This window comes from Pseudoduganella sp. UC29_71 (assembly GCF_042693265.1).
Classification (GTDB): domain Bacteria; phylum Pseudomonadota; class Gammaproteobacteria; order Burkholderiales; family Burkholderiaceae_D; genus Rugamonas.
In genome coordinates, this window is sequence record NZ_CP170549.1 from 5,383,546 (window position 1) to 5,409,680 (window position 26,135).

At 65.8% G+C, this 26,135-nt stretch carries 24 protein-coding genes and 1 pseudogene; 5 read left to right on the forward strand and 20 right to left on the reverse strand.

The genetic code is table 11. The features are described 5' to 3' along the window. Nucleotides 1-14: 14 nt before the first annotated feature. The 19 genes from ACFJI2_RS23910 to ACFJI2_RS24000 all read right to left on the reverse strand — a co-directional run bounded on the left by ACFJI2_RS23910 (nucleotide 15) and on the right by ACFJI2_RS24000 (nucleotide 21,779). Nucleotides 15-1,313 carry an MFS transporter gene (locus tag ACFJI2_RS23910; RefSeq protein ID WP_107873786.1) on the reverse strand — a complete coding sequence of 433 codons (1,299 nt, stop codon included), beginning with the start codon at nucleotides 1,311-1,313 and terminating at the stop codon, nucleotides 15-17. 214 nt (nucleotides 1,314-1,527) lie between these two features. Continuing rightward, complete coding sequence (cobA, locus tag ACFJI2_RS23915; protein ID WP_377702203.1) at nucleotides 1,528-2,325, reverse strand: uroporphyrinogen-III C-methyltransferase; 798 nt, start codon at nucleotides 2,323-2,325, stop codon at nucleotides 1,528-1,530. A gap of 10 nt (nucleotides 2,326-2,335) precedes the next feature. Then, nucleotides 2,336-3,010 carry a methyl-accepting chemotaxis protein gene (locus ACFJI2_RS23920; RefSeq protein ID WP_107980445.1) on the reverse strand — a complete coding sequence of 225 codons (675 nt, stop codon included), beginning with the start codon at nucleotides 3,008-3,010 and terminating at the stop codon, nucleotides 2,336-2,338. A 33-nt stretch (nucleotides 3,011-3,043) separates the two neighbouring features. After that, complete coding sequence (locus ACFJI2_RS23925) at nucleotides 3,044-4,186, reverse strand: CmpA/NrtA family ABC transporter substrate-binding protein (protein ID WP_107873777.1); 1,143 nt, start codon at nucleotides 4,184-4,186, stop codon at nucleotides 3,044-3,046. Nucleotides 4,187-4,233: 47 nt separating this feature from the next. Continuing rightward, a complete protein-coding gene (locus ACFJI2_RS23930; RefSeq protein WP_107873774.1) occupies nucleotides 4,234-4,851 on the reverse strand; it encodes an ANTAR domain-containing protein in 618 nt (205 codons plus the stop codon). Nucleotides 4,852-4,912: 61 nt separating this feature from the next. Then, nucleotides 4,913-6,145, reverse strand: a complete 1,233-nt coding sequence (locus ACFJI2_RS23935) for a dipeptidase (protein WP_377702204.1) — start codon at nucleotides 6,143-6,145, stop codon at nucleotides 4,913-4,915. An 82-nt stretch (nucleotides 6,146-6,227) separates the two neighbouring features. Continuing rightward, nucleotides 6,228-7,100, reverse strand: coding sequence for an ABC transporter permease (locus tag ACFJI2_RS23940; RefSeq protein ID WP_377702205.1), 873 nt, complete (start codon nucleotides 7,098-7,100; stop codon nucleotides 6,228-6,230). Beyond that, nucleotides 7,097-8,125 (reverse strand): ABC transporter ATP-binding protein, encoded by a 1,029-nt coding sequence (locus ACFJI2_RS23945; RefSeq protein WP_377702206.1) that lies wholly within the window; start codon nucleotides 8,123-8,125, stop codon nucleotides 7,097-7,099. Before ACFJI2_RS23945 ends, ACFJI2_RS23940 begins: the two co-directional genes overlap by 4 nt. 7 nt (nucleotides 8,126-8,132) lie before the next feature. Further along, a complete protein-coding gene (locus ACFJI2_RS23950; protein WP_377702207.1) occupies nucleotides 8,133-9,137 on the reverse strand; it encodes an ABC transporter substrate-binding protein in 1,005 nt (334 codons plus the stop codon). Nucleotides 9,138-9,155: 18 nt separating this feature from the next. Further along, nucleotides 9,156-10,031, reverse strand: coding sequence for a TauD/TfdA dioxygenase family protein (locus ACFJI2_RS23955; RefSeq protein ID WP_377702208.1), 876 nt, complete (start codon nucleotides 10,029-10,031; stop codon nucleotides 9,156-9,158). A 72-nt stretch (nucleotides 10,032-10,103) separates the two neighbouring features. Beyond that, complete coding sequence (locus ACFJI2_RS23960) at nucleotides 10,104-11,612, reverse strand: UdgX family uracil-DNA binding protein (protein WP_377705897.1); 1,509 nt, start codon at nucleotides 11,610-11,612, stop codon at nucleotides 10,104-10,106. After that, complete coding sequence (locus ACFJI2_RS23965) at nucleotides 11,612-12,853, reverse strand: putative DNA modification/repair radical SAM protein (protein WP_377702209.1); 1,242 nt, start codon at nucleotides 12,851-12,853, stop codon at nucleotides 11,612-11,614. The genes ACFJI2_RS23960 and ACFJI2_RS23965 overlap by 1 nt, the downstream gene beginning before the upstream one ends. 153 nt (nucleotides 12,854-13,006) lie before the next feature. Next, on the reverse strand, nucleotides 13,007-13,681 hold the full coding sequence (gene can / locus ACFJI2_RS23970) for a carbonate dehydratase (protein WP_028833763.1): 675 nt from the start codon (nucleotides 13,679-13,681) through the stop codon (nucleotides 13,007-13,009). A 115-nt stretch (nucleotides 13,682-13,796) separates the two neighbouring features. Then, nucleotides 13,797-14,927, reverse strand: coding sequence for a molecular chaperone DnaJ (gene dnaJ, locus ACFJI2_RS23975; protein WP_132137801.1), 1,131 nt, complete (start codon nucleotides 14,925-14,927; stop codon nucleotides 13,797-13,799). A 126-nt stretch (nucleotides 14,928-15,053) separates the two neighbouring features. Next, nucleotides 15,054-17,000 carry a molecular chaperone DnaK gene (dnaK, locus tag ACFJI2_RS23980; protein WP_028833761.1) on the reverse strand — a complete coding sequence of 649 codons (1,947 nt, stop codon included), beginning with the start codon at nucleotides 16,998-17,000 and terminating at the stop codon, nucleotides 15,054-15,056. 94 nt (nucleotides 17,001-17,094) lie between these two features. Then, nucleotides 17,095-17,640, reverse strand: a complete 546-nt coding sequence (gene grpE / locus ACFJI2_RS23985; protein WP_028833760.1) for a nucleotide exchange factor GrpE — start codon at nucleotides 17,638-17,640, stop codon at nucleotides 17,095-17,097. A 409-nt stretch (nucleotides 17,641-18,049) separates the two neighbouring features. Next, nucleotides 18,050-19,159, reverse strand: a complete 1,110-nt coding sequence (gene hemH, locus ACFJI2_RS23990) for a ferrochelatase (protein ID WP_377702210.1) — start codon at nucleotides 19,157-19,159, stop codon at nucleotides 18,050-18,052. Nucleotides 19,160-19,189: 30 nt separating this feature from the next. Further along, nucleotides 19,190-20,857, reverse strand: a complete 1,668-nt coding sequence (gene recN, locus ACFJI2_RS23995; protein WP_377702211.1) for a DNA repair protein RecN — start codon at nucleotides 20,855-20,857, stop codon at nucleotides 19,190-19,192. 19 nt (nucleotides 20,858-20,876) lie between these two features. Continuing rightward, a complete protein-coding gene (locus ACFJI2_RS24000; RefSeq protein ID WP_028833772.1) occupies nucleotides 20,877-21,779 on the reverse strand; it encodes an NAD kinase in 903 nt (300 codons plus the stop codon). 197 nt (nucleotides 21,780-21,976) lie between these two features. Between ACFJI2_RS24000 and ACFJI2_RS24005 the strand changes: the two are divergent. After that, a pseudogene (locus ACFJI2_RS24005) lies at nucleotides 21,977-22,318 on the forward strand (VOC family protein); the annotation flags it as partial. Nucleotides 22,319-22,364: 46 nt separating this feature from the next. On the opposite strand, the gene ACFJI2_RS24010 reads toward ACFJI2_RS24005, so the two are convergent. Continuing rightward, entirely contained in the window at nucleotides 22,365-23,288 is a 924-nt protein-coding gene (locus ACFJI2_RS24010) for a DUF3667 domain-containing protein (protein ID WP_377702212.1), read from the reverse strand. 149 nt (nucleotides 23,289-23,437) lie between these two features. On the opposite strand from ACFJI2_RS24010, the gene ACFJI2_RS24015 reads away from it, so the two are divergent. From ACFJI2_RS24015 to gloA, 4 genes are all read left to right on the forward strand, one after another. Then, the gene (locus ACFJI2_RS24015) at nucleotides 23,438-23,695 is read left to right on the forward strand and encodes a hypothetical protein (RefSeq protein ID WP_028833775.1); all 258 of its coding nucleotides are present in this window, start codon (nucleotides 23,438-23,440) and stop codon (nucleotides 23,693-23,695) included. A gap of 34 nt (nucleotides 23,696-23,729) precedes the next feature. Next, the gene (locus tag ACFJI2_RS24020; protein WP_377702213.1) at nucleotides 23,730-25,070 is read left to right on the forward strand and encodes a PQQ-dependent sugar dehydrogenase; all 1,341 of its coding nucleotides are present in this window, start codon (nucleotides 23,730-23,732) and stop codon (nucleotides 25,068-25,070) included. A gap of 68 nt (nucleotides 25,071-25,138) precedes the next feature. Further along, nucleotides 25,139-25,639, forward strand: coding sequence for a PRC-barrel domain-containing protein (locus tag ACFJI2_RS24025; protein ID WP_028833777.1), 501 nt, complete (start codon nucleotides 25,139-25,141; stop codon nucleotides 25,637-25,639). A 59-nt stretch (nucleotides 25,640-25,698) separates the two neighbouring features. Further along, nucleotides 25,699-26,109, forward strand: coding sequence for a lactoylglutathione lyase (gene gloA, locus ACFJI2_RS24030; protein WP_107873735.1), 411 nt, complete (start codon nucleotides 25,699-25,701; stop codon nucleotides 26,107-26,109). Nucleotides 26,110-26,135: the final 26 nt, after the last annotated feature.

Below are 26,135 nucleotides of genomic sequence, written 5' to 3' on the forward strand. Positions count from 1 at the left end.
ATGCTCCTAAATTCTTAAGCTGCGGCCAGGGCCGACTCTTCTTGCGCGGCGGGGCTGAAGCGCGCCGCGATGGCGCACACTGCCGAGGCGGCGACCAGCATGCCGAGGATGCTCAGGGTTTGCTGTACGTTGCCGCCCATGCCCTTCATGAGGAAGCCCGCCGCCACCGCGCCGACATTGCCGCCCGCGCCGATGATGCCGGCCACGCCGCCCAGGGCGCGCTTGTCGACGAAGGGCACCAGCGCGTAGGTGGCGCCGCAGGCCATGTGGGTGAACAGGCCGAACACCAGCATGGCGATCACCGCGAAGGCGACGCTGTCGGCGTGGGCGAACCACAGCAGGCCCACGCCTTCGCCTATCATCATGATGAACAGCAGGGTGACGCGGCTGTTCAGGTTGCCGCGCAGCGCGGCCTTGTCCGAGATCCAGCCGCCCAGGGCGCGGGCGAACAGCGCCAGCAGGCCGAAGCTGCCGGCGGCCATGCCGGCCTGGCCCAGCGACAGCTTGAAGTGGTCGGTGTAGTAGACGGCGGCGATGTTGTGGATGAAGATCTCCACGCCGAAGCAGGCGCCGTAGGTGACGAACAGCAGCCATACGCGGTAGTTGGAGGCGGCCAGCTTGAAGCTGTCCCAGCCACCTTTCTTGCCGCCTTCAATAACGATGCCGGCGGCGCGCAGCTCGCTGTAGTTACCCTGCGGGCAGTCCTGCGTGAATTTGTAGTAGACCACGGCCATGATCAGCATCAGCACGCCCGGCACCACCAGCGCGGCGCGCCAGCCGAACTTCTCGCCCACGCCCATCATGACCAGGGCGGCCATCAGCAGCGGCATCAGCGCTTGCGCGGCGCCGCCGCCGGCGTTGCCCCAGCCTGCCGCAGCCGCGTTGGCGGTGCCCACCACGTTAGGGGCGAACATCACCGAGGTGTGGTACTGGGTGATGACGAAGCTGGCGCCCACCGCGCCGATCAGCAAGCGGAAAAATAAAAAGCTTTCGTAGCTCTGCGCGGCGGCCACGCCCAGCACGGGGATGGCGCCCAGCAGCAGCAGGCCGGTGTAGGCCTTGCGCGGGCCGAAATGGTCGCACAGCGGGCCGATGATCAGGCGCACGACGATGGTGATGGCGACGGCGGCGATGTTGATGTTGGCGATCTGCGCCATCGTCAGGCCGAACTCTCCTTTAATCACCGGCATCAGCGGCGCGCAGGCGAACCAGGCGAAGAAGCAGATGAAGAAGGCCATCCACGTCAGGTGGAAGGCGCGCATCGGCGGCGTGGAGATCGTGAAGAGCTTGATGCTGGTAGCTTTGCTGGCCATTTTTTTATCCCGTCTAGAAAACAAAAAAGCGTCCGCGCAGCCTTGATCTAACATCAAGCTGGGCGGACGCCGTTGTCCTGCCAGTCCGTCGTTAGACCAGCGCATTTGTTTGGGGGATCGCCATTGATCCTGTCCTTATCCTTTGCAAGAGGCGTGCCAGATCGAACAGGGGCGGCTTACCGGGGCAGCGGCCCGGTTTTGTTACTGCTCTGAACTAATTCACGGTGCCGGTGGCATATTGCGGTGCAACAGCGCACAGCGTTGGTGCACCGTCGTGGGCACCCCATGCATCGGCGCAGCGCACCACGTCGCCCACCACGATGATGCTGGGGCTGCCCAGCCCGCTGGCCGCCAGCGCCTGCGGCAGTTCGCCCAAGGTGGTGATCAGCTGGCGCTGCGCCTCGCGCGTGGCCGACTGCACCACGGCCACCGGCGTGTCCGCGCCGGCGCCGCCGGCCAGCAGGCCGGCCTGGATGGTGGCGCAGCGCGCCACGCCCATGTAGATCACCAGGGTCAGCCCGCTTTGCGCCAGCGCCGGCCAGTTCGGCTCGGACTCGGCATCCTTGCCATGGCCGGTGACGAAGACCGCGCCCTGGCTCCATGCACGGTGCGTGAGCGGAATGCCGATGCTGGACGGTGCGGCCAGGCCGCTGCTGATGCCGGGCACCACGTCCACTTGTATACCGTGCGCCAGCAGCTGCGCGCGCTCCTCGCCGCCGCGCCCGAACAGGTAGGGGTCGCCGCCCTTCAGGCGCACCACGCTGTGGCCGGCGCGCGCTTCGGCGATCATCAGCCGTTCAATGAATTCCTGCGGCGTGGACTGGCAGCCGCCGCGCTTGCCCACCTGGATCACGCGTGCCTGCGGCGAGGCGCAGGCCAGGATGTCCGGGTTCACCAGGTCGTCCACCAGCAGCACGTCGGCCGCGGCAATGGCCTTGGCGGCCTTGACGGTCAACAGGTCCGGGTCGCCGGGACCGGCGCCCACCAGGGTGACTTTGCCTGCTTTGCTCATGACTGCTCCCTTATGCGTTGGCGGCGTTGAGCGCCGTTTTCACCATGTCGTCGATTTCGCCGGTGATATTGGACAGCACGCCGGCCACCACGGCGAACTCGCGCCCGGCGAAGCCGGCCCGCGCCGCCACGATGCGCGCGTTGAAGGCCACCATCTTGGCCTGCTTGGCGATGGTCTCGATTTCCGTGATCACGCCGCGCAGCTGCTTTTTCATCAGCAGCGCGTGCTTCTTGGACTGCTCTTCATAGATGGCGGTGATCTGGTTGAGCAGCGCCAGCACCGGCGTGGTCATTTCCACCAGTTGCGCCAGCAGCGCGGCGGCGTTGCGCGATTCGCTTTCGCAGGCCTGCAGGGTGCGGTCGGCCAGTTCCATGAAGTCGCGGATCTGGCGGTCGCCGCCCGGGCGGCCGAAATAGATGTCTTCCAGTTCCGGGCAGAAGATGCCCGGCACCGTGTCCGAGCCTTCCACCAGCGCGTGGTGCGCGCCGCGGAACAGCGCCAGCGCCTCGCGCGCGGTGGCCGCCGCGTTTTCCTGGCCCTGCCCCGCCAGCACGGCGTACAGCACCAGGCGCTGCGACGTGAAGCGCCGCCGGCCGGAAAGGTTGATCAATGCGCCAAATACTTCGCCCGACAGCGCGGGCGCTTCGTTCCTGGTGGCCAGTGCGGCCGATCCGTAATGTGCCATCTGCACCCTCTTGGTGGTGGGGTTGTCGCCTCGTTACTGCCTGATGCTGAAGGACGCCGCATAGCGTTCCGGGTCGCTGCCATTCCACTGTTTGCCATCCATCAGTGTGGAGCTGCGCAGGACGCCTTGCGGCACGGGTGTCTCCGTCATTTCCGCTGCTTCGCGGTATAGCTTTATCTGGTGTACTGCGCTGGCCACGGCCAGGTAGTCGGGATCGGCCTTGAGCAAGCCCCAGCGCCGTTGCTGGGTCATGAACCACATGCCGTCCGACAGGTAAGGGAAATTGACCGCGCCTTCGTGGTGGAAGCGCAGCGGGTGCGGGTCTTCCCAGCTCTTGCCCAGGCCGTCCTGGTAGTGGCCCAGGATGCGCTGGCAGATCACGTCCTTGCTGGTGTTCACATAGGGCACGGCGGAGATGATCTCGGCCATGGCCATGCGGTTGGCGGCGCTTTCGTCTATCCAGCGCCCGGCCTCGAGCACGGCGGCGATCATCGCGCGGCAGGTGTTCGGATGCGTGCGGGCGAATTCGGCCGACGCGGCCAGCACCTTTTCCGGGTGCTCGGGCCAGATCTGCTGGCTGGTGGCGGCGGTGATGCCGATGCCGTCCATCACGGCGCGGTGGCCCCATGGTTCGCCGGCGCAGAAGCCGTCCATATGGCCGGCGCCCAGGTTGGACACCATCTGCGCCGGCGGCACCGTGATCACCCGCGCATGGCGCATGGGGTCGATGCCGTGCGCCGCCATCCAGTAGTACAGCCACATGGCGTGCGTGCCGGTGGGGAAGGTCTGCGCGAAGGTGTAGGTGCGCGGCGCGCTCTGCATCAGCGCGGCCAGCGTGGCGCCGTCCACCGCGCCCTGCTCGGCCAGGCGGCGCGACAGGGTGATGGCCTGGCCGTTGCGGTTCAGGTTCATCAGGATGGCCATGTCGCGCTTTTGCCAGCCTATGCCCAGCTGGGTGCCGTACACCATGCCGTACAGCGAATGCGCGGCGTCCAGTTCGCCGGTCAGCAGCTTGTCGCGCACGCCGGCCCAGGACGATTCCTTGCTCGGCACGATCTTGATGCCGTATTTTTCATCAAAGCCCAGCACCGCAGCCATGACGATGGAGGCGCAGTCGGTCAGCGGGTTGAACCCTATCCTGACCATTTGCTTTTCCGGTGCCGCATGCTTCGTCATTGCTCTTTTCCCCTAAAAAACGCACTAAGTTGGTGCAATGCACCAAATCAGCCGAGTAAGTCCTCGACGTCGAGGATGCGCTGGGCGATCTCGGCGAGTTTCAAATTCTTGTTCATGGCCATGGTGCGCAGCTTCTGGTAGGCCGCGTCTTCCGTCATGCCATGGCGCGTCATCAGCAGTCCCTTGGCGCGGTCGATCACCTTGCGCTCGGCCAGCTTGTGGCGCGTATCGTCCAGTTCGGCCAGCAGCTTTTGCTCCTGCCTGAAGCGCGCCAGCGCCACGTTCAGCACCGGCTTGATGCGCTCGGCCTGCAGCCCCGCCACGATATAGGCCGACACGCCGGCCGCCATGGCCGCTTCCATGCTGGAAGGGGCGTCGTCCTCGGTGAACATGACGATGGGGCGGCGCTCGTCGCGGGTGGCGATGACGATGTGCTCCAGCACGTCGCGCGCGTCCGATTCGGCGTCGATGATGATCATGTCGGGTTGCAGCAGGGCGATCTGCTCAGGCAGATGCATGTCGGCGGGGAGCGAAGCGACGATCTCGTAGCCGGCCTCTTGCAGGCCTGCGTGCAGCGCGTGCGCGCGCAGCGCCGCGTCGGCCGCCTGGACCACTACGATACGGAGATTGCGCGCCGGGGGCGCTGATTGTCGCTTGGGTGCCATCTTGGGATGCTCTGATTCAATACTGGGTTACTAGCAAGAATCAAACCACCCCGAACAATCACTATTTTGACGGCAGCGCGGCCAGCGAGGGCGCGCGTTCCTTCTGCAGCCGGGCCGCGACCTGTTCGGCCTTGGCCAGCGCGCGGATAATGTTGCCTCCCGCCAACTTGGCGAGGTCGGCATCTTTCCAGCCGCGCTGTATCAGTTCGGCGAACAGGGCCGGGTAGGTCGACACATCCTGCAAGCCTTCGGTGGTGGCGCCGCCGTCGAAGTCGGCGGCCAGGCCGACGTGGTCCACCCCGGCCACCTTGGCCACATGGTCGATGTGGTCGGCCACCTGCTGCAGCGTGGACTTCGGCGCCGCGCCGGCCTGCTTGATGTAGGCCGCTTCCACCACTTTGTAGGCGGCGCTGTCGCGCTCCATGGTGCGGGTGCGGGCGATCAGGCCCTCCTTCCAGCGCATGTAGTCGGTGGAGACGAAAGCGGGCACGAAGGTCACCATCACCACGCCGCCGTTGGCCGCCATGCGGGCCAGCACGTCGTCCGGCACGTTGCGCGGGTGGTCCACCAGCGCGCGGGCGCTGGAGTGCGAGAAGATGACGGGCGCTTCGCTGGTGTCGAGCGCCTGGCGCATCACGTCCGGGCTGGTGTGGCTCAGGTCGACCAGCATGCCGAGGCGGTTCATCTCGCGCACCACCTCCTTGCCGAAGTTGGTCAGGCCGTTGTGGCGCGGCTGGTCGAGCGCGGCGTCGGCCCAGTCCAGGGTCACGTTGTGGGTCAGCGTCATGTAGCGCGCGCCCAGGTCGTAATAGGCGCGCAGCGCGCCCAGGCTGTTCTCCAGCACGTGGCCACCCTCCATGCCGATGAAGCTGGCGATCTTGCCGGCCTTGCGGGCCTTGGCGATGTCGGTGCTGCGGGTGGCCAGCACCAGGCGCTCGGGATAGCGCGCGATCATGCGCTTGGCCAGGTCGATCTGCTCCAGCTGGGTGCGCGCCCAGCCCTGCTTCAACTCGCCCGGCACGAACACGCTCCAGAACTGCACCGCCACGCGGCCTTCCTTCAGGCGCGGCAGATCGGTCTGCTGGCCGTTCAGCTGGCGCAGGTCGTAGGCATCTACGTCCATCGGGTGGGCCTTGTTCTCGCGTATGGTCCACGGCAGATCGTTATGGCCATCGACCAGCGGCACCTTGTCCAGCAGCGCCCTGGCGTGCTTGAGCGCCGCCTCCTCCGGCGCATCGGCGGCGTGGGCGGCAGTGAGACCCAGGGCGAGCAGTAAAGCGTATGCATGACGCATGAGTATGGCTTTCATGAATTGGCAAGACAGCCATCTTAACCATTTTTCTGCTCAAGCAGAACCTGGCACACGCCGTGCCGCGTCAGCGCTGCATGCCCCAGCGGCGGATAGTGAGGCGCTCCAGCGTGCGGAAGACCAGGCTGTCGACCAGCAGGCCGATCAGGATGACGGCGGCCAGGCCGGCGAAGACCTTGTCGGTGTACAGCTCGTTGCGGTTCTGGAAGATGTACCAGCCCAGCCCGCCCTTGCCGGACGAGACGCCGAATACCAGCTCGGCCGCGATCAGGGTGCGCCAGGCAAAGGCCCAGCCTATCTTCAGGCCGGAGACGATGGCGGGCAGCGCGGCCGGCACCAGGATCTGCACCACCAGCGGCAGGCCGCGCAGGCCGTAGTTGCGGCCGGCCATGCGCAGCGTCTCGGGCACGCCCTGGAAGCCGGCGTAGGCGCCCAGCGCCAGCGGCCACAGCACCGCGTGCACGATCACGAACAGCAGGCTGCCGTTGCCCAGGCCGAACCACAGCAGCGCCAGCGGCAGTAGCGCGATGGCTGGCAATGGGTTGAACATGGCGACCAGCGTTTCCAGCAGGTCGCGCCCGAGGCGGGTGGTGACGGCCAGCGCGGTGAGCGCGAAGGCGGCGATCACGCCCAGCACATAGCCTTGCAGCAGTACGCTGAGCGAGATGCGCACGCGCTCCAGCAACTCGCCGCTGGCAATGCCTTCCGTGAAGGCGCGCGCGGTTTGCAGGAAGGTGGGCAGCAGCAGGTCATTGTTCTGCCAGCGGGCGATGGCTTCCCATCCGGCGGCCAGCGCCAGCAGGATCAGCGCCTTGCGCAGCCAGTCCTGCTGCCAGGCGCGCTGCGCCAGCGGCAGCGGGCGCGTGACGCTGGCGGGCGCCGGCGGCGCGGCGGCGTATTCGAATTCCTGGCGGATTGGCGGTTCCAGCAGCAGGCTCATAGTGCGAGCCTCCGGCCGACGGCATCCACGGCACCGTAGCCCGAGGATGCGGCAGGCACGGGCACGGGCAGGCCCGCTGCGCTGGCAATCGCAATCGCGGCAGCGGAAATCGACACCTCGGCCGGAGCGCTAACGTCCGGCGGCGCGGCCGCGTGGCTCTGCGCCGGCTGGGTATCCTCGTCGAACAACAGGCGGTGGATGCGGTTGGCGGCGGCCTGGAACTCGGGGCTGCCGGTGCTGTGCAAGCCGAACTGGTGGCTGTTCAGTTCCGCGCGCACGCGCCCGGGGTGCGGCGACAGCAGCAGGATGCGGTTGCCCACCACCAGCGCTTCCTCTATCGAGTGCGTGACGAACAGCAGCGTGAAGCGCGCCTCTTCCCACAGGCGGCCCAGCTCTTCCTGCATCTTGCGCCGGGTGAGCGCGTCCAGCGCGGCGAAGGGTTCGTCCATCAGCAGCACTTCCGGCTGCATCGCGAGCGCGCGCGCAATCGCCACGCGCTGCTTCATGCCGCCGGACAGCGTGTGCGGATAGGCGTCCGCGAAGCCGGCCAGGCCCACCTTGGCGATCCAGTGCATGGCCCGTTCCTCGGCCTCGTTGCGCTTCAGCTTTTTCGACGCCAGCAGCGGGAACATGACGTTCTGCCGCACCGTCTTCCACGGCGGCAGCTGGTCGAATTCCTGGAACACCGCCACGCGGTCCGGCCCCGGCCCGTGCACCGCCTGGCCGTTCAGGCTGATGCTGCCGGCGCTGGGCGCAAGGAAGCCGCCCGCCGCCTTCAGCAGCGAGGACTTGCCGCAGCCCGAAGGCCCCAGCAGCACGAAACGGTCGCCGCGATAGACGTCGAAGCTCACGTCATGCGTGGCGCGCACCGTGTGGGCGCGGCTGCGGTACTCCAGGCTCACGCCCTCCGCCCGCAACAGCGGCTGCACGGCTGGTTGCGGCGCGCGGTCCGGCAACGTGTGCCATTTCGGCACGGCGTGCAAGGGCGGGTAGGACGGCGGATGCTGCGGCGACGGCTGGCTCATGGTCGCCTCATCCGCCCTGGCCGATGGCCGGGTCTTCAAAGAAGTAGTCGCGCCAGCTGGCGGGCTGGTTCTTCAGCACGCCCACGCGGTGCAGGAACTGCGCCAGGCCATAGGTGTTCTGCGGCGCCACCTTGAACTGCACCTGCGGGTTCTTGATAATCTTCAGCAGCAGCGCGCGGTCCACCTTGCTCTTGCTCACGCGCAGATAGGCGTCCGCCGCGCCCTCGGGATTGGCGGTCGCGAACTGTGCCGCTTCCGCCAGCGCGGCCGTGAAGGCGCGGTAGGTCCTGGGGTTCTCGTTGCGGTATTTCTCGGTGGCGTACAGCACCGTCGACGAACTCGGCCCGCCCAGCACGTCATACGAATTGAGCACGATGCGCGCGTTCGGATTCTGCGCCAGCTCCTGTTCCTGGTAGGGCGAATTGCCGAAGTGCGCGTTGATCTCCGTGCCGCCGGCGATCACGGCCGCCGCCGCGTCCGGATGCGGCAGCGTTTGGGTCAGCTTGTCCAGCCGGTTGAACTCCTTGTCGCCCCACTGCTTGGCCACCGCCATCTGCAAGATGCGCGACTGCACCGACACGCCCGCCGCCGGCAGGCCGATGCGGTCCTTCTCGGTGAAGTCGGCGATGCTCTTCACCTTGGGGTTGTTGCTGACCAGGTAGTAGGGGAAGTTGCCCAGCGACGCCACGCCGCGCACGTTCTGCCTGCCGTGGGTGCGGTCCCATATCGTCAGCAGCGGGCCGACTCCCGCGCTGGCGATATCGATGCTGCCCGACAGCAGCGCGTCGTTGATCGCGGCGCCGCCCGACAGCTGGGTGCGTTCAACGGTGATGTCCAGCCCCTGCTGCTTGCCGTGCTTCTCGATCAGCTTCTGGTCCTGCGCGATGTTCAGCAGCAGGTAGGTGACGCCGTACTGCTCGGCGATGCGGATGCGGCCTTCGGCCTGCGCCGGCGTGCTCAGGCCCAGGGTGGCTGCCGCAATGGCGGCGGCGATGAATTTCAGTTTGCTCATGCATGCTCCGGATGGTGTTCAGAACGGGACGTCGCCCTCGATGGTGGTGCGGTACAGCTTGCGGCGCATATGCGCCGGACAGCCGGCCGCCAGGTGCATCAGCGAGCGGTTGTCCCAGAACACCATGTCGTGCGGGCGCCACTGGTGGCGGTAGATGTGCTCCGGCTTGACGCTGTGCGCAAACAGTTCCGCCAGCAGCGCCTTGCTCTCGTCTTCGGGGAGGCCCTGGATGCGGGTGGTGAAATGCTCGCTGACGAACAGCGCACGGCGGCCGGTCTCGGGATGCACGCGCACCACCGGCTGCAGCACGGGCTGCACTTCGTCGAGCTGCGCTTGCGTCAGCGGCGGACGGAAGGGATTGCGGCGGCGCAGTTCCTCATACTGCGCCAGGTAGCTGTGCTCCGCGCGCAAGCCCTGCACGGCGCGGCGCAAGGCCACCGGCAGCGTGTCGTAGGCCAGGTGCATATTGGCGAACAGCGTGTCGCCGCCCTCTTCCGGCAGCTCCTGCGCGTGCAGCATGGAGCCCAGGCTGGGCTTTTCCTTGTACGACAGGTCGGAGTGCCAGAAGTGGCCGGCGTCGCCCAGGCCGGTGGGCTGGCCGTTTTCGATGATGTTGGAAATGACCAGCACCTCGGGCGCCTCGGCCAGCTGGAAGTTGCGCAGCACGTGGATCTGCAAGGGGCCGAAGCGGCGGCTGAACGCCACCTGCTGCTGCGGCGTGATGCGCTGGTCGCGGAACACGAGCACATGATGGTCCAGGTGGGCGCGGTGCAGGCGCTGGAAGTCGCGGTTGCCGAGCGGCTGCGACAGATCCAGGTCCGTCACTTCCGCGCCGAGCGGGGCATCGAACACCTTGATATCGAAAGTTTGAACGGGACTGAGAACGGCAGACATGGGACTGGTCCTTGCGTTGAATATGCGCCCAGTCTATGCCGCTCCCTTCATGAAGAAAACGAAGCTTATCGGCTATTCATATGCGATTTTCGCTGCGGCGCGCAGCGCCTCGACCATGGCGGCGAGGGCGCGGGCTTTTTCGTCGGCGCCAGGGACGCGCAGCACGTAGGCCGGGTGGTAGGTGGCGACGACCCAGCGGCCGGCGTGTTGCACCGGCTGGTCCATGTAGTCTTTCAGCGCGGCGTGGCTGTCTTCGAGGACGGCTTTCAGCGCGGTGCTGCCGAGCGCGACCACCACGCGCGGGCCGACCTGCTCCAGCTCGCCTTCCAGCCAGTAGTGGCAGGCCAGGATCTCTTTCTGCGCGGGCGTCTTGTGCAGGCGGCGCTTGCCGCGCGGTTCCCATTTGAAGTGCTTGACGGCGTTGGTGACGTAGACCGTGCTGCGGTCCACGCCGGCCTGCGCGAGCGCGCGGTCGAGCAGCGCGCCGGCGGGACCGACGAAGGGGTGGCCTTGCAGGTCTTCCTGGTCGCCGGGCTGCTCGCCGACCAGCATGATGCGCGCCTTTTTCGCGCCCTCGCCGGGCACCGCTTGCGTGGCGCGCTCCCACAGCTCGCAGCGCCGGCATTCGTCCAGCGTGTGCGGCTGCTGGCGCTCGGGCTGGGCTTTCTCCGGCGCGATCGGGATGGTGGTGCCGCTGCGGCGGCCCACCGCGCTGGCCTGGCCGACGCGGCGCGCGCCGGCGGCCGCTTGCGACACCATGTCAGGCACCAGCGCCGCCTCCGGCATGTTCTTCCAGAAGCGCGTACGCACGTGGCTGTGCATCACGTCCGGGTTCAGGCGCGCCGGGTTGAAGATGCTGCGGTAGTAGGTGAGCCACAGCGCCTCGCCGGCGTCCTCGATGTCGGCGGCGCCGCGCGCCAGCGGACCGGTGAAATGCAGCGCGGCGCCATCCCACAGCACGGTGGCCTCCGGCGTGGCGATGAGCCAGGTGGCGCGGCCCATGCGCGCGGCAAAGTGCTGCGCCACTTGCGGCAGCACGTCGTGCGCGGGTTCGAACCAGGCTACGAAGCGCGGCGCGCCCTCTCCGGCGGGACGCTCGCGGAAGCGCAGGTAGGCGTGCATGTCGTGCTCTTCGCGCCGCACGGCGCGGGCCATGGTTTGCAAGCGGTTGCCGTCTTCGTCTGCCATCGACATGACCTCCTGTTGGCCTTGCTGCCAGCGCCACAGGACTTTGTAGAGGAAGGACCAGCGGTCGCCGGCGCGGTAGCAGGCCGCAGTTTGCAGCAGCTCCATCAGCGCGCGCGGCACGCGCAAACCGAAGGGCGCGGGCGGCGTGGACGCTGCGGGAACCGAGGCGGCGGCCACGCCTTCGGCTGCGCGCGTTGTCTGCGGCGCAGCGGGCTGCTCGGCAGTACCGGGCTCGGGAGCCGGGCCGGGCTGGGCGCCGAACAAGTCGCCGCCGCCTCCTGGTGAGGTCCATTGTACGGATTCGGGCGGTACGCGGCGCACGATCAGTTCGCGCGCCGCCGCGCGCCACTCGTCAAAGCCGGCCACGGCAATGGGCTGCGTGCGGCCGCCCATTACGCGGCCTGCAGCTCCGGCCACAAATTCATCTGCTGCGGCGCGTCGGCCATGGCGCGGCGCAGGGTCTCGGACGGCGTGGTGTCGCTCGCGGGCGCATAGTCGGCCACGATGATGAAAGGCGCGATCTTTTTCATGCTGCAGCGCAGGCGCGACAGGTCGGCGTAGCGCACCCGCCGCAGGCGGCGCAGGTCAACGATGCGCTGCGCGTTGCGCAGGCCGATGCCGGGCACGCGCGCGATCATGCCGAGGTCGGCGCGGTTCAGGTCCATCGGGAAATGCTGGCGGTTGGCCAGCGCCCAGGCCAGCTTGGGGTCGATGTCGAGCGCCAGGTTGACCGGCTGCGTCCCCTCGCCGGGCAGCAGCTCGCTGACCTGGAAGCCGTAGCTGCGCAGCAGGAAGTCGGCCTGGTACAGGCGGTGCTCGCGCTGCATGGGCGGCGGCGCCAGCGGCACGCTTTTCGGACTGTCCGGGATGGGGCTGAAGGCGGAGTAGTACACGCGCTTGAGCTTGTAGCTGCCGTACAGTGTTTCGGCGGTGCCGAGGATGTGCTTGTCGTCGCTGGCGTCGGCGCCGACGATCATTTGCGTGCTCTGGCCGGCCGGCGCGAAGGCGGGCGCTTTCGGCTCTTCGGCCTTCTCGTCCAGCCGCAGGCGGATGGCGCCCATGGCCAGCTTGATGGTGTGCACGTTCTTTTCCGGCGCCAGGCGGGCGATGCTGGCTTGCGACGGCAGTTCGATGTTGACGCTGAGCCGGTCGGCATGGCGGCCAGCCGCGGCGATCAGCGCGGGGTCGGCGTCGGGGATGGTTTTCAGGTGGATGTAGCCGCGGAACTGGTGGGTTTCGCGCAGCTCGCGGGCGATGGCCACCAGCTGTTCCATGGTGTAGTCGGCGGACTGGATGATGCCGCTGCTGAGGAACAGGCCGTCGATGTAGTTGCGCAGGTAAAAATCGACCGTGAGCTTGACCACTTCCTGCACCGTGAAGCGGGCGCGCGGCACGTTGGAGGTGCGCCGGTTCACGCAGTACTGGCAGTCGTAGATGCAGAAGTTGGTGAGCAGGATTTTCAGCAGCGAGACGCAGCGGCCGTCCGGCGTGTAGCTGTGGCAGATGCCCATGCCGGTGCTCGCGCCCAGGCCGTCCTTGCCGATGGAGTGACGCTTGGGCGCGCCGCTGCTGGCGCAGGAGGCGTCGTATTTCGCGGCGTCGGCCAGGATTTCAAGCTTGTCGGTGAGTTCCATTGCATGCCTCGATACTGTATATATACACAGTATATCGCGGGCGGGCGAGGAACTAGGGGAAATTAGCGGGTCAGGGGCGGGTCAGCATGGCGGGTTACACGCTTGCAGCGCTAACCCGCCCTACACCAGCGCCCTGGACCCGCTGCGGCGCTCTTAGGCGGTGGCGGCGTATTTGCCGAGGCGGCTTTGCAGGCGGTTGGCCAGTTCGTGGCCGGCGCTCACGGTCATCTCCAGGTCGTGCAGATGGCCGTCCTTCAGGCCGTAGACCCAGCCGTGCACGGTCAGCGGCTGGCCGCGGTCCCACGCGTCCTGCACGATGGTGGTCTGGCACACGTTGACCACCTGCTCCACCACGTTCAGCTCGCACATGCGCTCGGAACGTTCGCGCGACGGCAGCACGTCGCCCAGGTAGCGCTCGTGCTTCTGGGCCACGTCGTTCACATGGCGCAGCCAGTTGTCGACCAGGCCGACGCGGGTGCCGGTCATGGCCGCGTGCACGCCCTTGCAGCCGTAGTGGCCCACGACGATCACGTGCTTCACTTTCAGCACTTCAATGGCGAACTGCAGCACCGACAGGCAGTTCAGGTCGGAGTGCACCACCACGTTGGCGATGTTGCGGTGCACGAACACGTCGCCAGGCGCCAGGCCCAGCAGCTCGTTCGCCGGCACACGGCTGTCGGAACAGCCTATCCACAGGTATTCGGGCGAGGCTTGCTGCTCCAGGCGCTTGAAGAATTCCGGATCGCGCTGGACCATGGAATCGGCCCAGGCGCGGTTGTTGACCAGCAGGTCCGCCAATGGGGAGCCGCTTACGTTTTGTTCACTCATATGTCCTCTCATACGTGCGAAGACCGCCCTTTTGCCGGGGTGGCAAGGGGCGGTCCGGGATATTGCTATGTTACCTGATTTGATGCGGCGCATCATCTGCGCCGGGCAATGATTCTTATTCGAAGAAGTCTTTTACCTTGTCGCGCCAGGTCTTGCTTTGCGGACTATGCTTGGAGCCGCCCTCGACCGTGGCACGGTCGAACTCGCGCAGCAGCTCCTTCTGCTTGTCGGTCAGCTTGACCGGCGTTTCCACCGCCACGTGGCAGAACAGGTCGCCCGGATAGCCGGAACGCACGCCCTTGATGCCCTTGCCCTTCAGGCGGAAAGTCTTGCCCGACTGGGTGCCTTCGGGAATGGTGAACGACACCTTGCCCGACAGCGTAGGCACTTCGATTTCGCCGCCCAGCGCCGCGCGCGCGAACGAGATCGGCATTTCGCAATGCAGGTCGTCGCCTTCGCGCTGGAACACCGCGTGCGGCTTGATGTGGATTTCCACGTACAGGTCGCCCGGCGGCCCGCCGTTGGTGCCCGGTTCGCCGTTGCCCGACGAGCGGATGCGCATGCCGTTGTCGATGCCAACCGGAATCTTCACTTCCAGCGTCTTGTTGCGCTTGATGCGGCCCGCGCCGCCGCAAGGCGAGCAGGGATCGGTGATGATCTTGCCGGTGCCATGGCATTTCGGGCAGGTTTGCTGGATGCTGAAGAAGCCCTGCTGCATGCGCACCTGGCCGTGGCCGCCGCAGGTCGAGCAGGTGACCGGCGAGGTGCCGGGTTTGGCGCCGGAGCCGTGGCAGGTGTCGCACTTGTCCCAGGACGGCACGCGGATCGTGGTGTCGAAGCCGTGCGCCGCCTGTTCCAGCGTGATTTCCAGGTTGTAGCGCAAGTCCGCGCCGCGGTAGACCTGCGGGCCGGAACTGCGGCCGCGGCCGCCGCCGCCGAAGATGTCGCCGAAAATGTCGCCGAAGGCGTCGCCGAAGCCGCCCGCGCCGAACCCGCCGCCACCGCCGCCGCCCATGTTCGGATCGACGCCGGCATGGCCGTAGCGGTCATACGCTTCGCGCTTTTCGGGGTTGGTGAGCATCTCGTAGGCCTCTTTGACCTCTTTGAACTTCTCTTCCGATTCCTTGCTGTCCGGATTGCGGTCCGGATGGTATTTCATCGCCAGTTTGCGATAGGACTTCTTGATCTCGTCTTCGGACGCATTCTTTGCGACCCCGAGGATCTCGTAAAAATCACGCTTTGCCATGTTGTAGGCACCTTGCTGTATTTACTGGTACTGATTATGCGAAAAAGCCGAGCCGGCCCCTTTGCAGGGATGCACGGCTCGGCGTCAGTCTTGCGGCCGCAGCCGGGGACTAGTGCTGGGCGCTGATTACTTGTTGTCTTTGACTTCTTTGAAGTCGGCGTCAACCACGTCGTCCTGCTGCGCTTTGGACTCTTGCTGGCCGCCGGCCTGCTGGCCGCCTTCGGCGCCGGCGGCACCGGCTTGCTGCGCCTGCATATCGGCGTACATCTTCTCGCCCAGCTTCTGCGAAGCGGTCGACAGCGCCGCCACCTTGGCGTCGATGTCGGCCTTGTCGCCGGCCTTGATCGACGCTTCCAGCTCGGTGATGGCCGCTTCGATCTTCTCTTTCTCGCCCGCTTCCAGCTTGTCGCCGTATTCGGTCAGGGACTTCTTGGTCGAGTGCACCAGCGCGTCGGCCTGGTTGCGCGACTCGGCCAGTTCCTTGACCTTCTTGTCCTCTTCCGCGTTCAGCTCGGCGTCCTTCACCATCTTCTGGATCTCGTCTTCGGTCAGGCCCGAGTTCGCCTTGATGGTGATCTTGTTTTCCTTGCCGGTGGCCTTGTCCTTGGCGCCCACGTGCAGAATGCCGTTGGCGTCGATGTCGAAGGTCACTTCAATCTGCGGCGTGCCGCGTGCTGCCGGCGGGATGCCTTCCAGGTTGAATTCGCCCAGGCCCTTGTTGCCGGCCGCGATTTCACGCTCGCCCTGGTAGACCTTGATGGTCACGGCAGGCTGGTTGTCGTCGGCGGTCGAGAACACTTGCGAGAACTTGGTCGGAATCGTGGTGTTCTTGTGGATCATCTTGGTCATCACGCCGCCCAGGGTCTCGATGCCCAGCGACAGCGGGGTCACGTCCAGCAGCAGCAGGTCCTTGCGGTCGCCCGACAGCACGGAACCCTGGATGGCGGCGCCCACGGCCACGGCTTCGTCCGGGTTCACGTCCTTGCGCGGGTCCTTGCCGAAGAACTCCTTGACCTTTTCCTGCACCTTCGGCATGCGGGTCATGCCGCCGACCAGGATGATGTCGTCGATGTCGGACACTTTCACGCCTGCATCCTTGATGGCGGTGCGGCATGGCTCGATGGTGGCGTTGATCAGCTCTTCCACCAGCGATTCCAGCTTGGCGCGGGTCATCTTCAGGTTCAGGTGGACCGGGGCGCCGTTCGCCATGGCGATGTAGGGCTCGTTGATCTCGGTCTGCTGCGAGGACGACAGTTCGATCTTGGCGCGCTCGGCCGAAGCCTTGATGCGCTGCAGGGCGATCGGGTCCTTCTTCAGGTCCAGGCCGTTGATCTTCTTGAACTCGTCGATGATGTAGTCGATCACGCGCTGGTCGAAGTCTTCGCCGCCCAGGAAGGTGTCGCCGTTGGTCGACAGCACTTCGAACTGCTTCTCGCCGTCCACGTCCGCGATTTCAATGATCGATACGTCGAAGGTACCGCCGCCCAGGTCATACACGGCGATCTTGCGGTCGCCCTTGTCGGTCTTGTCCAGGCCGAAAGCCAGTGCGGCCGCGGTCGGTTCGTTGATGATGCGCTTGACGTCCAGGCCCGCGATGCGGCCGGCGTCCTTGGTGGCCTGGCGCTGCGAGTCGTTGAAGTAGGCAGGCACGGTGATCACGGCTTCGGTGACTTCTTCACCGAGGTAGTCTTCCGCCGTTTTCTTCATCTTGCGCAGCACTTCAGCCGAGATTTGCGGCGGCGCCAGTTTCTTGTCGCGCACGCCGATCCACGCATCGCCGTTGTCGGCTTTGGTGATCTGGTAAGGCATCAGCGCGATGTCCTTCTGCACTTCTTTTTCTTCGAACTTGCGGCCGATCAGGCGCTTCACCGCGAACAGGGTGTTCTTCGGGTTGGTGACTGCCTGGCGCTTGGCCGGCGCGCCGACCAGGATTTCGCCGTCATCTTGGTAAGCAATGATCGATGGCGTGGTACGCGCGCCTTCCGCGTTCTCGATTACCTTAGGCTGACCGTTTTCCATGATGGAAACGCAGGAGTTGGTGGTTCCCAGGTCAATACCGATAATTTTGCCCATGATTTATTTTCCTTGTTTGCTAAGTTTCAGATGCTTCTTATATGTGGGAAATGCTGTGTAATTTCAAGTGCTTGCGCTGAGCAACTCTTACTCTTTACTTTGCCTGCGCAGCCGTCACGATGGCCGGGCGCAGCAGGCGGTCGGCAATCATGTAGCCCTTCTGCAGCACGGATACCACGGTGTTGGCTTCCTGCTCGGCAGGCACCACGGCCACGGCCTGGTGCTTGTTCGGGTCCAGCTTGTCGCCCTGGGCCGGCATGATTTCCAGCAGGCGGTTCTTTTCAAAGGCCGAATTGAGCTGTTTCAGCGTCATTTCCACGCCTTCCTTCAGCGATTCCAGGGTCGGCGCTTCCACTTTCAACGCCATTTCCAGGCTGTCCTTGACCGGCACCATGGCTTCGGCAAAGCTTTCAACGGCGAATTTGTGCGCTTTGGCCACGTCTTCCTGGGCGCGGCGGCGGATGTTTTCGCCGTCCGCCTTGGCGCGCATGAAGGCGTCGTGCATTTCAGCCAGGCGCGCTTCGGTGCTGGCCAGCTGTTCTTCCAGCGTAGGCGTGCCGGCTTCGGCGGGAGTCGATGGCTGCGCTGGCGCTGCTTCCGCCTCGGGATTAGGGACTGCTTGATTTTCCTGATCTTGCATCTGAAAGACTCCTACAAATCGTGTGTTAGACATTACTGGTTACGGCACGGGCAGCAAATGGGGCTATAACCTATCTTTTCAAGGGTTATTCGTGCGACGTTGCAATATGTGTAACAGCGCCGTTACAAACTGACTCACAAGAGAGATATTTTTCTGCACCGCAGCAGCTACTATGTAATGGAAGACGGCGCCGCCGCGCCGTCCCATCAACGCACAGCGTGGGGAGCGCATCATGAAGTTGCCACTCATCGCAGCGTCCATCGTGGCCTACATCGTTCTGGCCGTCGCCTGGATCTGCTACACCGAATTATTACAGTAGTTGCCGCCCGAAGAGCGGGTATTGTAACAGGCTGGCACTCACCACCGGCAAGTGCTGATTGTCACTCGGACAGCACCGGCCCGGCGACTGTCAGTTTTCCGCACCAAGCCTGAGGGCGGCTGCGCGCGCGGCTTCCCCGTCTTTCTTAAGAGCATCGCGCTGCGGCTGGGCCATCATGGTCGGCCACCCTATCATGTGCTGTTCGGCGATCTCGGCCATGGCGGCGATCCAGCCCGGTGCGGCGTTCAGGCAGGGGATGTAGTGGAATTCCTTGCCGCCGGCGGCCAGGAAGTCGTGCCGCACTTCCATCGCAATTTCTTCCAGGGTTTCCAGGCAGTCGCTGGTGAAGCCGGGGCAGATCACGTCCAGCCGGCGCACGCCGTCGCGCGCCAGCTGCTGCACGGTGGGCGCGGTGTAGGGCTGCAGCCACTCGGCCTTGCCGAACCGGGACTGGAAGGTGACCACGTACTGCTCGGGCGCGAGCTTGAGCCTGGTAGCCAGCAGGCGCGCCGTTTTCAGGCATTCGCAGTGGTAGGGGTCGCCCAGCAGCAAGGTGCGCTTGGGCACGCCATGGAAGCTCATCACCAGTTTCTCCGGGCGGCCGTGCGCGTCCCAGTGCGCCAGGATGGATTCCTGCAGCGCGTGGATATAGCCGTCGTGGTCGTGGTAGTTGCGCACGAAGCGCAGTTCGGGCACGTTGCGGATCTGCTTGTAGTGCGCGAACACGGCGTCGTAGATGGAGCCGGTGGTGGTGCCCGAGTATTGCGGATAGGCCGGCAGGATGGCCACGCGCTCGCAGCCGTCGGCCTTCAGGCGCGCCAGCACGTCCGGCAAGGACGGCGAACCGTAGCGCATGGCCATGGCCACGGTGACGTTGTCGTGGCCGCGCTCGCCCAGCGCGGCGCGCAGCAGCAGCGCCTGCTCCTGGGTGTGGACCTTGAGCGGCGAGCCTTCCCGGGTCCAGATCGACGCATATTTCTTGGCCGACTGGCCGGAGCGGAACGGCAGGATGACGAGGTTAAGGATGAACCACCAGACGGCGCGCGGAATTTCCACCACGCGCGGGTCGGACAGGAACTGCTTCAGGTAGCGCCGTACGGCCGGGCGCGTGGGCGCGTCCGGCGTGCCGAGGTTGACCAGCACCACGGCGCTGCCGCCGCTGCTGCCGTGGGTATGGGGTGGTTCTTTGAGGAAGGCCATGGATCGCAATGACGGGAGGATGACCCGACATTATAAAGCCAGCAACTCCCGGGCGTGCTTGCGCGTGGTGGCGGTGATTTCCAGGCCGCCCAGCATGCGCGCCACTTCCTCCACGCGCGCCTTGCTGTCGAGTATGTCGATGCGGGAGGCGGTCTTGCCGTTGTCCAGCGTGCCCTTGGCTACCTGGAAGTGCTGGCCGGCCTGGCTGGCCACCTGCGGCAAGTGGGTCACGCACAGCACCTGGCGCGCCTGGCCCAGCTTTTTCAGCAGCCGCCCCACCACTTCGGCCACGCCGCCGCCGATGCCGCTGTCCACTTCGTCGAAGATCAGCGTGGGCGTGGTGGTGGCGTTCGAGGTGATGACGGAAATGGCCAGCGCGATGCGCGCCAGCTCGCCGCCCGAGGCCACCTTGGCCAGCGAACGCGGCGCCACGCCGGCGTGGCCGGCCACCAGGAATTCCACCTGCTCCAGGCCGCGCGCGCCGGGCTCGCAGGGGTTCAGCGCGATGTCGAAGGAGCCGCCCGTCATGTTCAGTTCCTGCATCGCCTGCGTGACGGCCGTGGCCAGCGCCCTGGCGGCGGCCGCGCGCGTGGCCGACAGCTTGCGCGCCGCGTCCATATAAGCCGCCTTCAGTTTTTCCTCCTGCTGGCGCAGGCCGTCCAGGTCGCTGGCGTCGGCCAGCTGGCGCAGCTTGGCCGACAGCTGCGCGTGTTCTTCCGGCAGGTCGTCCGGCGCCACGCGGAACTTGCGCGACGCCGAGTGCAGCGCTTCCATGCGCGCGTCCACCTGGCGCAGGCGGTCCGGGTCCAGCTCCACGCGGTCCAGGTAATTGTTCAGCGCGTACACGGATTCCTGCAGCTGGATGCGGGCCGATTCGATCAGGTCCACGGTGGGCTGCAGTTCGGTGTCGATGGCGGCCAGCTTGCCCAGCTTCTGGCTCAGCGAACCGAGCTGCGAGACGATGGGATGGTCTTCCGCTTCGGAAATGGCGGCCAGCGCTTCCTGCGCACCTTCGAGCAGGCTGGCCGCGTGCGACAGGCGGCTGTGCTCGTTGGAGATGTCCTGCCATTCGCCGGGCTTGGCGGCCAGCTTGTCCAGCTCGCCCACCTGCCACTCCAGGCGCTCGCGCTCGTAGGCCAGGTTGGCGGCGTTGGTTTCGTATTCTTCCAGCTGCCGCGCCAGCGCGCGCCAGGCCTTGTGGGCGGCGGCCACCGCCTTCAGTTCCTCGGCCGCGCCGGCGTCCTTGACGGTGGACTGGCTGTCGAGCAGCTCGCGCTGCGCGTCGGCCTTGAGCAGCGACTGGTGGGCGTGCTGGCCGTGGATATCGACCAGCATGTCGCCCAGTTCGCGCAGCTGGGCGGCGGTGGCGGCCACGCCGTTGATGTAGGCCTTGGAGCGGCCCGCGTTGTCGATCACGCGGCGCAGCAGCGCGCCGCCCTCGTCGGCCGCGAACTCGTTGGCGGCCAGCCAGGCGGCGGCCTGCTCGGTCACGGCGAAATCGGCCGTGATGTCGGCCTTGGCCGCGCCTTCGCGCACCACGCTGGCGTCGCCGCGGCCGCCCAGCGCCAGCGTCAGCGCGTCGATCAGGATGGATTTGCCGGCCCCGGTTTCGCCGGTGAAGACTGTGAAGCCGGAGGAAAATTCAAGCTCGATGGTATCGACAATGACGAAGTCGCGGATGGACAGGGTACGAAGCATGGGCAAGAGAGGATGAAGGTTAGACCAGTTTCCCGTCGCCGGACGGGTATTCGTTCCAGTGCAGCTTTTCGCGCAGCGTGTTGTAGTAGCTCCAGCCTTCCGGATGCAGGAAGGTAATGGCGTGCGGCGAACGCTTGATGATGATGCGGTCCTGCGCCTGCAGGCTGGCGAAGGTCTGCATGTCGAAATTGACGGTGATGTCGCGCCCGCGCACGATCTCCACCTGGATCTCGCTCGAATCGGGCAGCACGATGGGCCGGTTCGACAGCGCGTGCGGCGCGATCGGCACCAGCACGATGCCGCCCAGCGTGGGATGCAGCAGCGGGCCGCCGGCCGACAGCGCGTAGGCGGTGGAGCCGGTGGGGGTGGAGATGATCAGGCCGTCCGAGCGCTGGTTGTACATGAAGTGCGTGTCCACGTCCACGCGCAGCTCGGCCATGCCGGCGCCGGCGCCGCGCGACACCACCACGTCGTTGACGGCCAGGCCGACATGGATTTCCTTGCCGTCGCGCCGCACGCTGCCTTCCAGCAGGGTGCGCCGCTCGGCCTGGTAGCTGCCGGCCAGCATTTGCGCCAGGATGGGCAGCATGCCTTCGAGCGGGATGTCGGTCATGAAGCCGAGCCGGCCCTGGTTGATGCCGATCAGCGGCACGTCGTAGGGGGCCAGCTGGCGCGCCAGGCCCAGCATGGTGCCGTCGCCGCCCATCACGATGGCGGCGCTGGCGTGCTTGCCGATTTCGTCGGGCGTCATGGCCGGGTAATCCTGCATGCCCAGGTGGGCCGCCGTTTCCGCCTCCAGCACGACGTGGTGGCCGCCTTCCTTCAGGAACGCCAGCAGGCTGCGGACCGGGGCTTCGATGCCCGCCGTGTTCTGTCGAACGACCAGGGCGATGGTGTGGAATAAGGCGTGCGTGGCGGGCATAGATCTCTCGGGCTGGATTGGGGGTAGCAACACTAGTCAGAGTAACCGATAATGCAGCCTTCTGCCATGCATCAACACGCACACAAATACTGTATATTCGAACAGTATAAATCGGCAGGCTGCAGAGTGCAAGCCAGGACTATAACGACGCAATCGACAAGGCAATCGACGACGCAACATCACCACAGGAGAACGGCATGGCAAAAGCATTGGGCGTGGGCGGGGTCTTCTTCAAATCGCGCAACCCGCAAGCGCTGATGGCCTGGTATCAGGCCCACCTGGGCTTCCCGGGCGAATCGACCGACTACGCTTCCTTCTTCCCCGGCGCCATGCCGGCCGGCGGCTGCACCGTGTTCAGCCCGTTCAAGGACACCACCGGCTACTTCGCGCCGTCCAAGCGCGAGTTCATGTTCAACCTGGTGGTGGACAAGCTGGACGAGGCGCTGGCGCAGGTGGTGGCCGGCGGCGCCGAACTGGTGGGCGATCCGCAGACCTTCGACTACGGCCGCTTCGGCTGGTTCATGGACCCGGACGGCAACAAGGTCGAGCTGTGGCAGCCGGCCGTGGCGCCGAGGCGCCGGCCGCCTAATGCGCGGTGGCCGCGCCGGCGCCCATGGCAAGGGCGATGGCCGCGGCCAGCGAAATGCAGTGCGCCAGCATCAGCGCCATCCAGCGCAGCGCGGTGGCGGTCTTGCTGCCGCCGTACACGCGGCGCATGGCCCACGGCAGATAGCCGGTCAGCCAGCACAGCAGCGCGAAGGTGAAGAACCCGTCCGGGCACAGCTTGATCGCCGCGAACATCACAAAGGCGAACGCGCTGGTATGCAGCGCGAACAGCAGATGCTCGCCGTAGCGCTTGCCTGATCCCAGGTACAGCACCTTCAGGTACAGCGCGAACAGCGGCATCAGCGCGAACATGGCGTATGGCCCGTAGTGGAAGAAGCCGTCCGACAGCGCCTTGCCCTTGCTCTCGACCGGCAGTTGCTGGAAGTGCTCCACGGCGGCGGCGAAGCGCGGCGACTTCCTGCGCACCGTCTCGTCCAGCATCACCTCCATGCCGTCCTTGTCCTTGACCACGCCGTTGGCCATGATTTCCCGTTGTATGCCCTTGGCCTCCTCCTTCACCTGCTCCGCCACCTCGGCCGCGGGCCTGGCCGTGTCCTTGCCCAGGTTGATGACTTCGGTATTGGTGAACTTGAGCAGCGCGAAGAACAGGATGCTCAGCGTCAGGTACAGCCGCAGCGGCTCCACGTAGCGCTTGCGGCGCCCGGCCAGGTATTCCAGCGTGAGCGCGCCCGGCCGGAACAGCAGGCGCGTAAACGTTCCCCACAGCCGCCCTTCGAGCGCCACATAGTGGCCGATGAACTCGTGCGCAAACTCCATGAAGCTGGGCGCGTGGGTGCGCGTTTCCTGCCCGCAGTTGTGGCAGTAATTGCCGCTGACGGCGGCGTTGCAGTTCAGGCAGTGGGCGGGACCATCATGCTGCGGGTGGGCGAGTTCGGGCTTCACGGGCGGTTCTCTCATGGGCGGACGGAGCAAGCAGGAATGTTACCCGAGTTCATGCAAAAGATGCACTATTTCAATAAAGTTCAATTGCGCGACTGCGCACGGTACGCGGCGCTAAGATGATTCCTCGATGCAGACAAATGAGGCAGATCATGGTTACCGAAGCCAAAGACCGCCAGGTCAACACCGATGCGCCGGCGCGCAGCGACGACGGCAAGCGCCTGCCGCACGAACGCGACGAATCGCCGGAAGGCCATCCGCCCAAGGAACGCAGCGTGATCCGGCAGGCCGCCAGCGACCTGGAACAGGGCCTGGTGGACACCGACCTGCACGGCACGCGCGGCGTGGAAAAAGTGCAGCCGCGCGCGCCCGGCACGGCGCAGCCCCAGCCCGGCAGCAAGCGCGATTAAGCCGTCCTTTAACCACAGAACAGGAAACCAGCACATGAGTTCGCAAACCGCCACGATCCGTCCCGCCCTTGCCATGACTGCCTTCGCGGTCGCGGCGCTGGTCGTCATGGCCAGCGCCGCGGACGCGCAGACTTATCCGCCCGGCTTCGGCCCGCAACCCGTGCTGCCCGAGCCCGAGCGTTCGCTCGTGCCCACGGTAAACGTGGCGCCGGTGGAGCGCTGGCAGGCCAACGGCGCGCCGGTGGCGGCGGCCGGTTTCACGGTGCGCGCCTATGCCCGCGACCTGGACCATCCGCGCTGGGTGCACGTGCTGCCGAACGGCGACGTGCTGGTGGTGGAAACCAACGCCCCACCCAAGCCCGAGGACAGCAAGGGCATCAAGGGCGCCATCATGAAGTCGCAGATGAAGAAGGCGGGCGCGGTGACGCCCTCGGCCAACCGCATCACGCTGTTGCGCGACATCGACGCCAACGGCGTGGCGAAAACCCGCAAGGTGTTTCTGAAGAATCTGAACTCGCCGTTCGGCGTGGCGCTGATCGGCAAGGAACTGTACGTGGCCAACACGGACGCGGTGGTGAAGTTCCCCTACCAGGAGGGACAAACGGAAATCACGGCCGCGCCGGTGAAGGTGATGGACTTGCCGGGCGGGCCGCTGAACCACCACTGGACCAAGAACATCATCGCCAGCCCGGACGGCAAATACCTGTACGCCACCGTGGGCTCGAACAGCAACGTGGCCGAGAACGGCATGGACAAGGAGGAAGGCCGCGCCGCCATCTGGCAGCTGGACCTGGCCACCAATAAATCGAAACTGTTCGCCACCGGCCTGCGCAACCCGAACGGCATGGCCTGGCAGCCGCAGTCGAAGGCGCTGTGGACCGTGGTGAACGAACGCGACGAACTGGGCAACGACCTGGTGCCCGACTACCTGACTTCGGTGAAGGAAGGCGCGTTCTACGGCTGGCCCTACAGCTACTACGGCCAGCACGTGGATGCGCGCGTGAAACCGCCCAAGCCGGAGCTGGTGGCCAAGGCCATCGCGCCGGACTACGCGCTGGGCGGCCACACCGCCTCGCTGGGCCTGGCGTTCTATGAAGGCAAGCTGTTCCCGGAACGCTACCAGAACGGCGCCTTCATCGGCCAGCACGGTTCGTGGAACCGCAAGCCGCACAGCGGCTACAAGGTGGTGTTCGTGCCGTTTGCCAACGGCCAGCCATCCGGCCCGCCGCAGGATTTCCTGGCAGGCTTTCTCACGCGGGACGGCAAAGCGCAAGGCCGTCCTGTCGGCGTGGCAGTAGACAAGAGCGGCGCGCTGCTGGTGGCCGACGATGTCGGCAACATCATCTGGCGCGTAACGCCCAAACAAGGGAACTGAAAGAGCGCGCGCAACGGGCAACCTTCAGCCGGTTTTGCCCGGCCGGCCTTACTCGATTGGAGACGACAATGAGCTATCTGGACCGAGACACTTTTGGCATTTACCGCGACACCGACAGCGGCCCCGGCCCGCGCCTGATGGGGGCCGACACGTTGATGGGTGAAGATGTGTACAACCGCATGGACGAGGACCTGGGCGACATCAAGGAAATCATGCTCGACATGCAAACCGGGCAAGTCGCGTACGCGGTGCTGTCCTTCGGCGGCATCCTGGGCATGGGCAACAAGCTGTTCGCCGTGCCGTTCCAGGCGCTGGAGCTGGACACCGTGAACAAGCGCTTCATCCTGGACGTGAGCAAGGAGCGCCTGGAAAACGCCCCCGGCTTCGACAAGGACAACTGGCCCGACATGGCCAGCGCCGAGTTCAGCAACACCATCCACAGCTACTACGGCACCACGCCCGGCGCCGGCTACCGCACCTCCAGCGGCAGCGTGATGGGTTCGAGCACCAGCACCCTGCAAAGCGACCTGGGCGGCGGCTACAACCCGAGCAACCCGGGCAACCGTTAAGCGGCCCCTGCACAATCGCGGCAAAGCGCATAGAATCCTGCTTTTACACGAGGATTTCTATGCGCATACTGCACACCATGCTGCGGGTCGGCGACCTGCAACGTTCCATCGATTTCTACACCAAGGTGCTGGGCATGAAGCTGCTGCGCACCAGCGACAATCCCGAGTACAAATACACGCTCGCGTTCGTCGGCTACGGTTCCAATCCCGACCACGCGGAGCTGGAGCTGACCTATAACTACGGCGTCACCGAATACGAGCAGGGCACGGCCTACGGCCACCTGGCCATCTCGGCCGACGACATCCACGCCGCCTGCGCCGCCGTGAAGGCCAACGGCGGCAACGTCACGCGCGAACCCGGCCCGGTCAAGGGCGGCAGCACCGTGATCGCCTTCGTCACCGATCCGGACGGCTACAAGATCGAACTGATCGAACGCCAGTTCGACGGCCAGGGCGGCGGACTGCGCTAAGGCTGGCGGCTTGCGGCGCCACCGGG

What these genes read in the sequence shown, in the direction of transcription:
- ACFJI2_RS23910 (WP_107873786.1), bottom strand. Translation starts at nt 1,313, where the DNA reads ATGGCCAGCAAAGCTACCAGCATCAAGCTCTTCACGATCTCCACGCCG.
- cobA (WP_377702203.1), bottom strand. Translation starts at nt 2,325, where the DNA reads ATGAGCAAAGCAGGCAAAGTCACCCTGGTGGGCGCCGGTCCCGGCGAC.
- ACFJI2_RS23920 (WP_107980445.1), bottom strand. Translation starts at nt 3,010, where the DNA reads ATGGCACATTACGGATCGGCCGCACTGGCCACCAGGAACGAAGCGCCC.
- ACFJI2_RS23925 (WP_107873777.1), bottom strand. Translation starts at nt 4,186, where the DNA reads ATGACGAAGCATGCGGCACCGGAAAAGCAAATGGTCAGGATAGGGTTC.
- ACFJI2_RS23930 (WP_107873774.1), bottom strand. Translation starts at nt 4,851, where the DNA reads ATGGCACCCAAGCGACAATCAGCGCCCCCGGCGCGCAATCTCCGTATC.
- ACFJI2_RS23935 (WP_377702204.1), bottom strand. Translation starts at nt 6,145, where the DNA reads ATGCGTCATGCATACGCTTTACTGCTCGCCCTGGGTCTCACTGCCGCC.
- ACFJI2_RS23940 (WP_377702205.1), bottom strand. Translation starts at nt 7,100, where the DNA reads ATGAGCCTGCTGCTGGAACCGCCAATCCGCCAGGAATTCGAATACGCC.
- ACFJI2_RS23945 (WP_377702206.1), bottom strand. Translation starts at nt 8,125, where the DNA reads ATGAGCCAGCCGTCGCCGCAGCATCCGCCGTCCTACCCGCCCTTGCAC.
- ACFJI2_RS23950 (WP_377702207.1), bottom strand. Translation starts at nt 9,137, where the DNA reads ATGAGCAAACTGAAATTCATCGCCGCCGCCATTGCGGCAGCCACCCTG.
- ACFJI2_RS23955 (WP_377702208.1), bottom strand. Translation starts at nt 10,031, where the DNA reads ATGTCTGCCGTTCTCAGTCCCGTTCAAACTTTCGATATCAAGGTGTTC.
- ACFJI2_RS23960 (WP_377705897.1), bottom strand. Translation starts at nt 11,612, where the DNA reads ATGGGCGGCCGCACGCAGCCCATTGCCGTGGCCGGCTTTGACGAGTGG.
- ACFJI2_RS23965 (WP_377702209.1), bottom strand. Translation starts at nt 12,853, where the DNA reads ATGGAACTCACCGACAAGCTTGAAATCCTGGCCGACGCCGCGAAATAC.
- can (WP_028833763.1), bottom strand. Translation starts at nt 13,681, where the DNA reads ATGAGTGAACAAAACGTAAGCGGCTCCCCATTGGCGGACCTGCTGGTC.
- dnaJ (WP_132137801.1), bottom strand. Translation starts at nt 14,927, where the DNA reads ATGGCAAAGCGTGATTTTTACGAGATCCTCGGGGTCGCAAAGAATGCG.
- dnaK (WP_028833761.1), bottom strand. Translation starts at nt 17,000, where the DNA reads ATGGGCAAAATTATCGGTATTGACCTGGGAACCACCAACTCCTGCGTT.
- grpE (WP_028833760.1), bottom strand. Translation starts at nt 17,640, where the DNA reads ATGCAAGATCAGGAAAATCAAGCAGTCCCTAATCCCGAGGCGGAAGCA.
- hemH (WP_377702210.1), bottom strand. Translation starts at nt 19,159, where the DNA reads ATGGCCTTCCTCAAAGAACCACCCCATACCCACGGCAGCAGCGGCGGC.
- recN (WP_377702211.1), bottom strand. Translation starts at nt 20,857, where the DNA reads ATGCTTCGTACCCTGTCCATCCGCGACTTCGTCATTGTCGATACCATC.
- ACFJI2_RS24000 (WP_028833772.1), bottom strand. Translation starts at nt 21,779, where the DNA reads ATGCCCGCCACGCACGCCTTATTCCACACCATCGCCCTGGTCGTTCGA.
- ACFJI2_RS24015 (WP_028833775.1), top strand. Translation starts at nt 23,438, where the DNA reads ATGGTTACCGAAGCCAAAGACCGCCAGGTCAACACCGATGCGCCGGCG.
- ACFJI2_RS24020 (WP_377702213.1), top strand. Translation starts at nt 23,730, where the DNA reads ATGAGTTCGCAAACCGCCACGATCCGTCCCGCCCTTGCCATGACTGCC.
- ACFJI2_RS24025 (WP_028833777.1), top strand. Translation starts at nt 25,139, where the DNA reads ATGAGCTATCTGGACCGAGACACTTTTGGCATTTACCGCGACACCGAC.
- gloA (WP_107873735.1), top strand. Translation starts at nt 25,699, where the DNA reads ATGCGCATACTGCACACCATGCTGCGGGTCGGCGACCTGCAACGTTCC.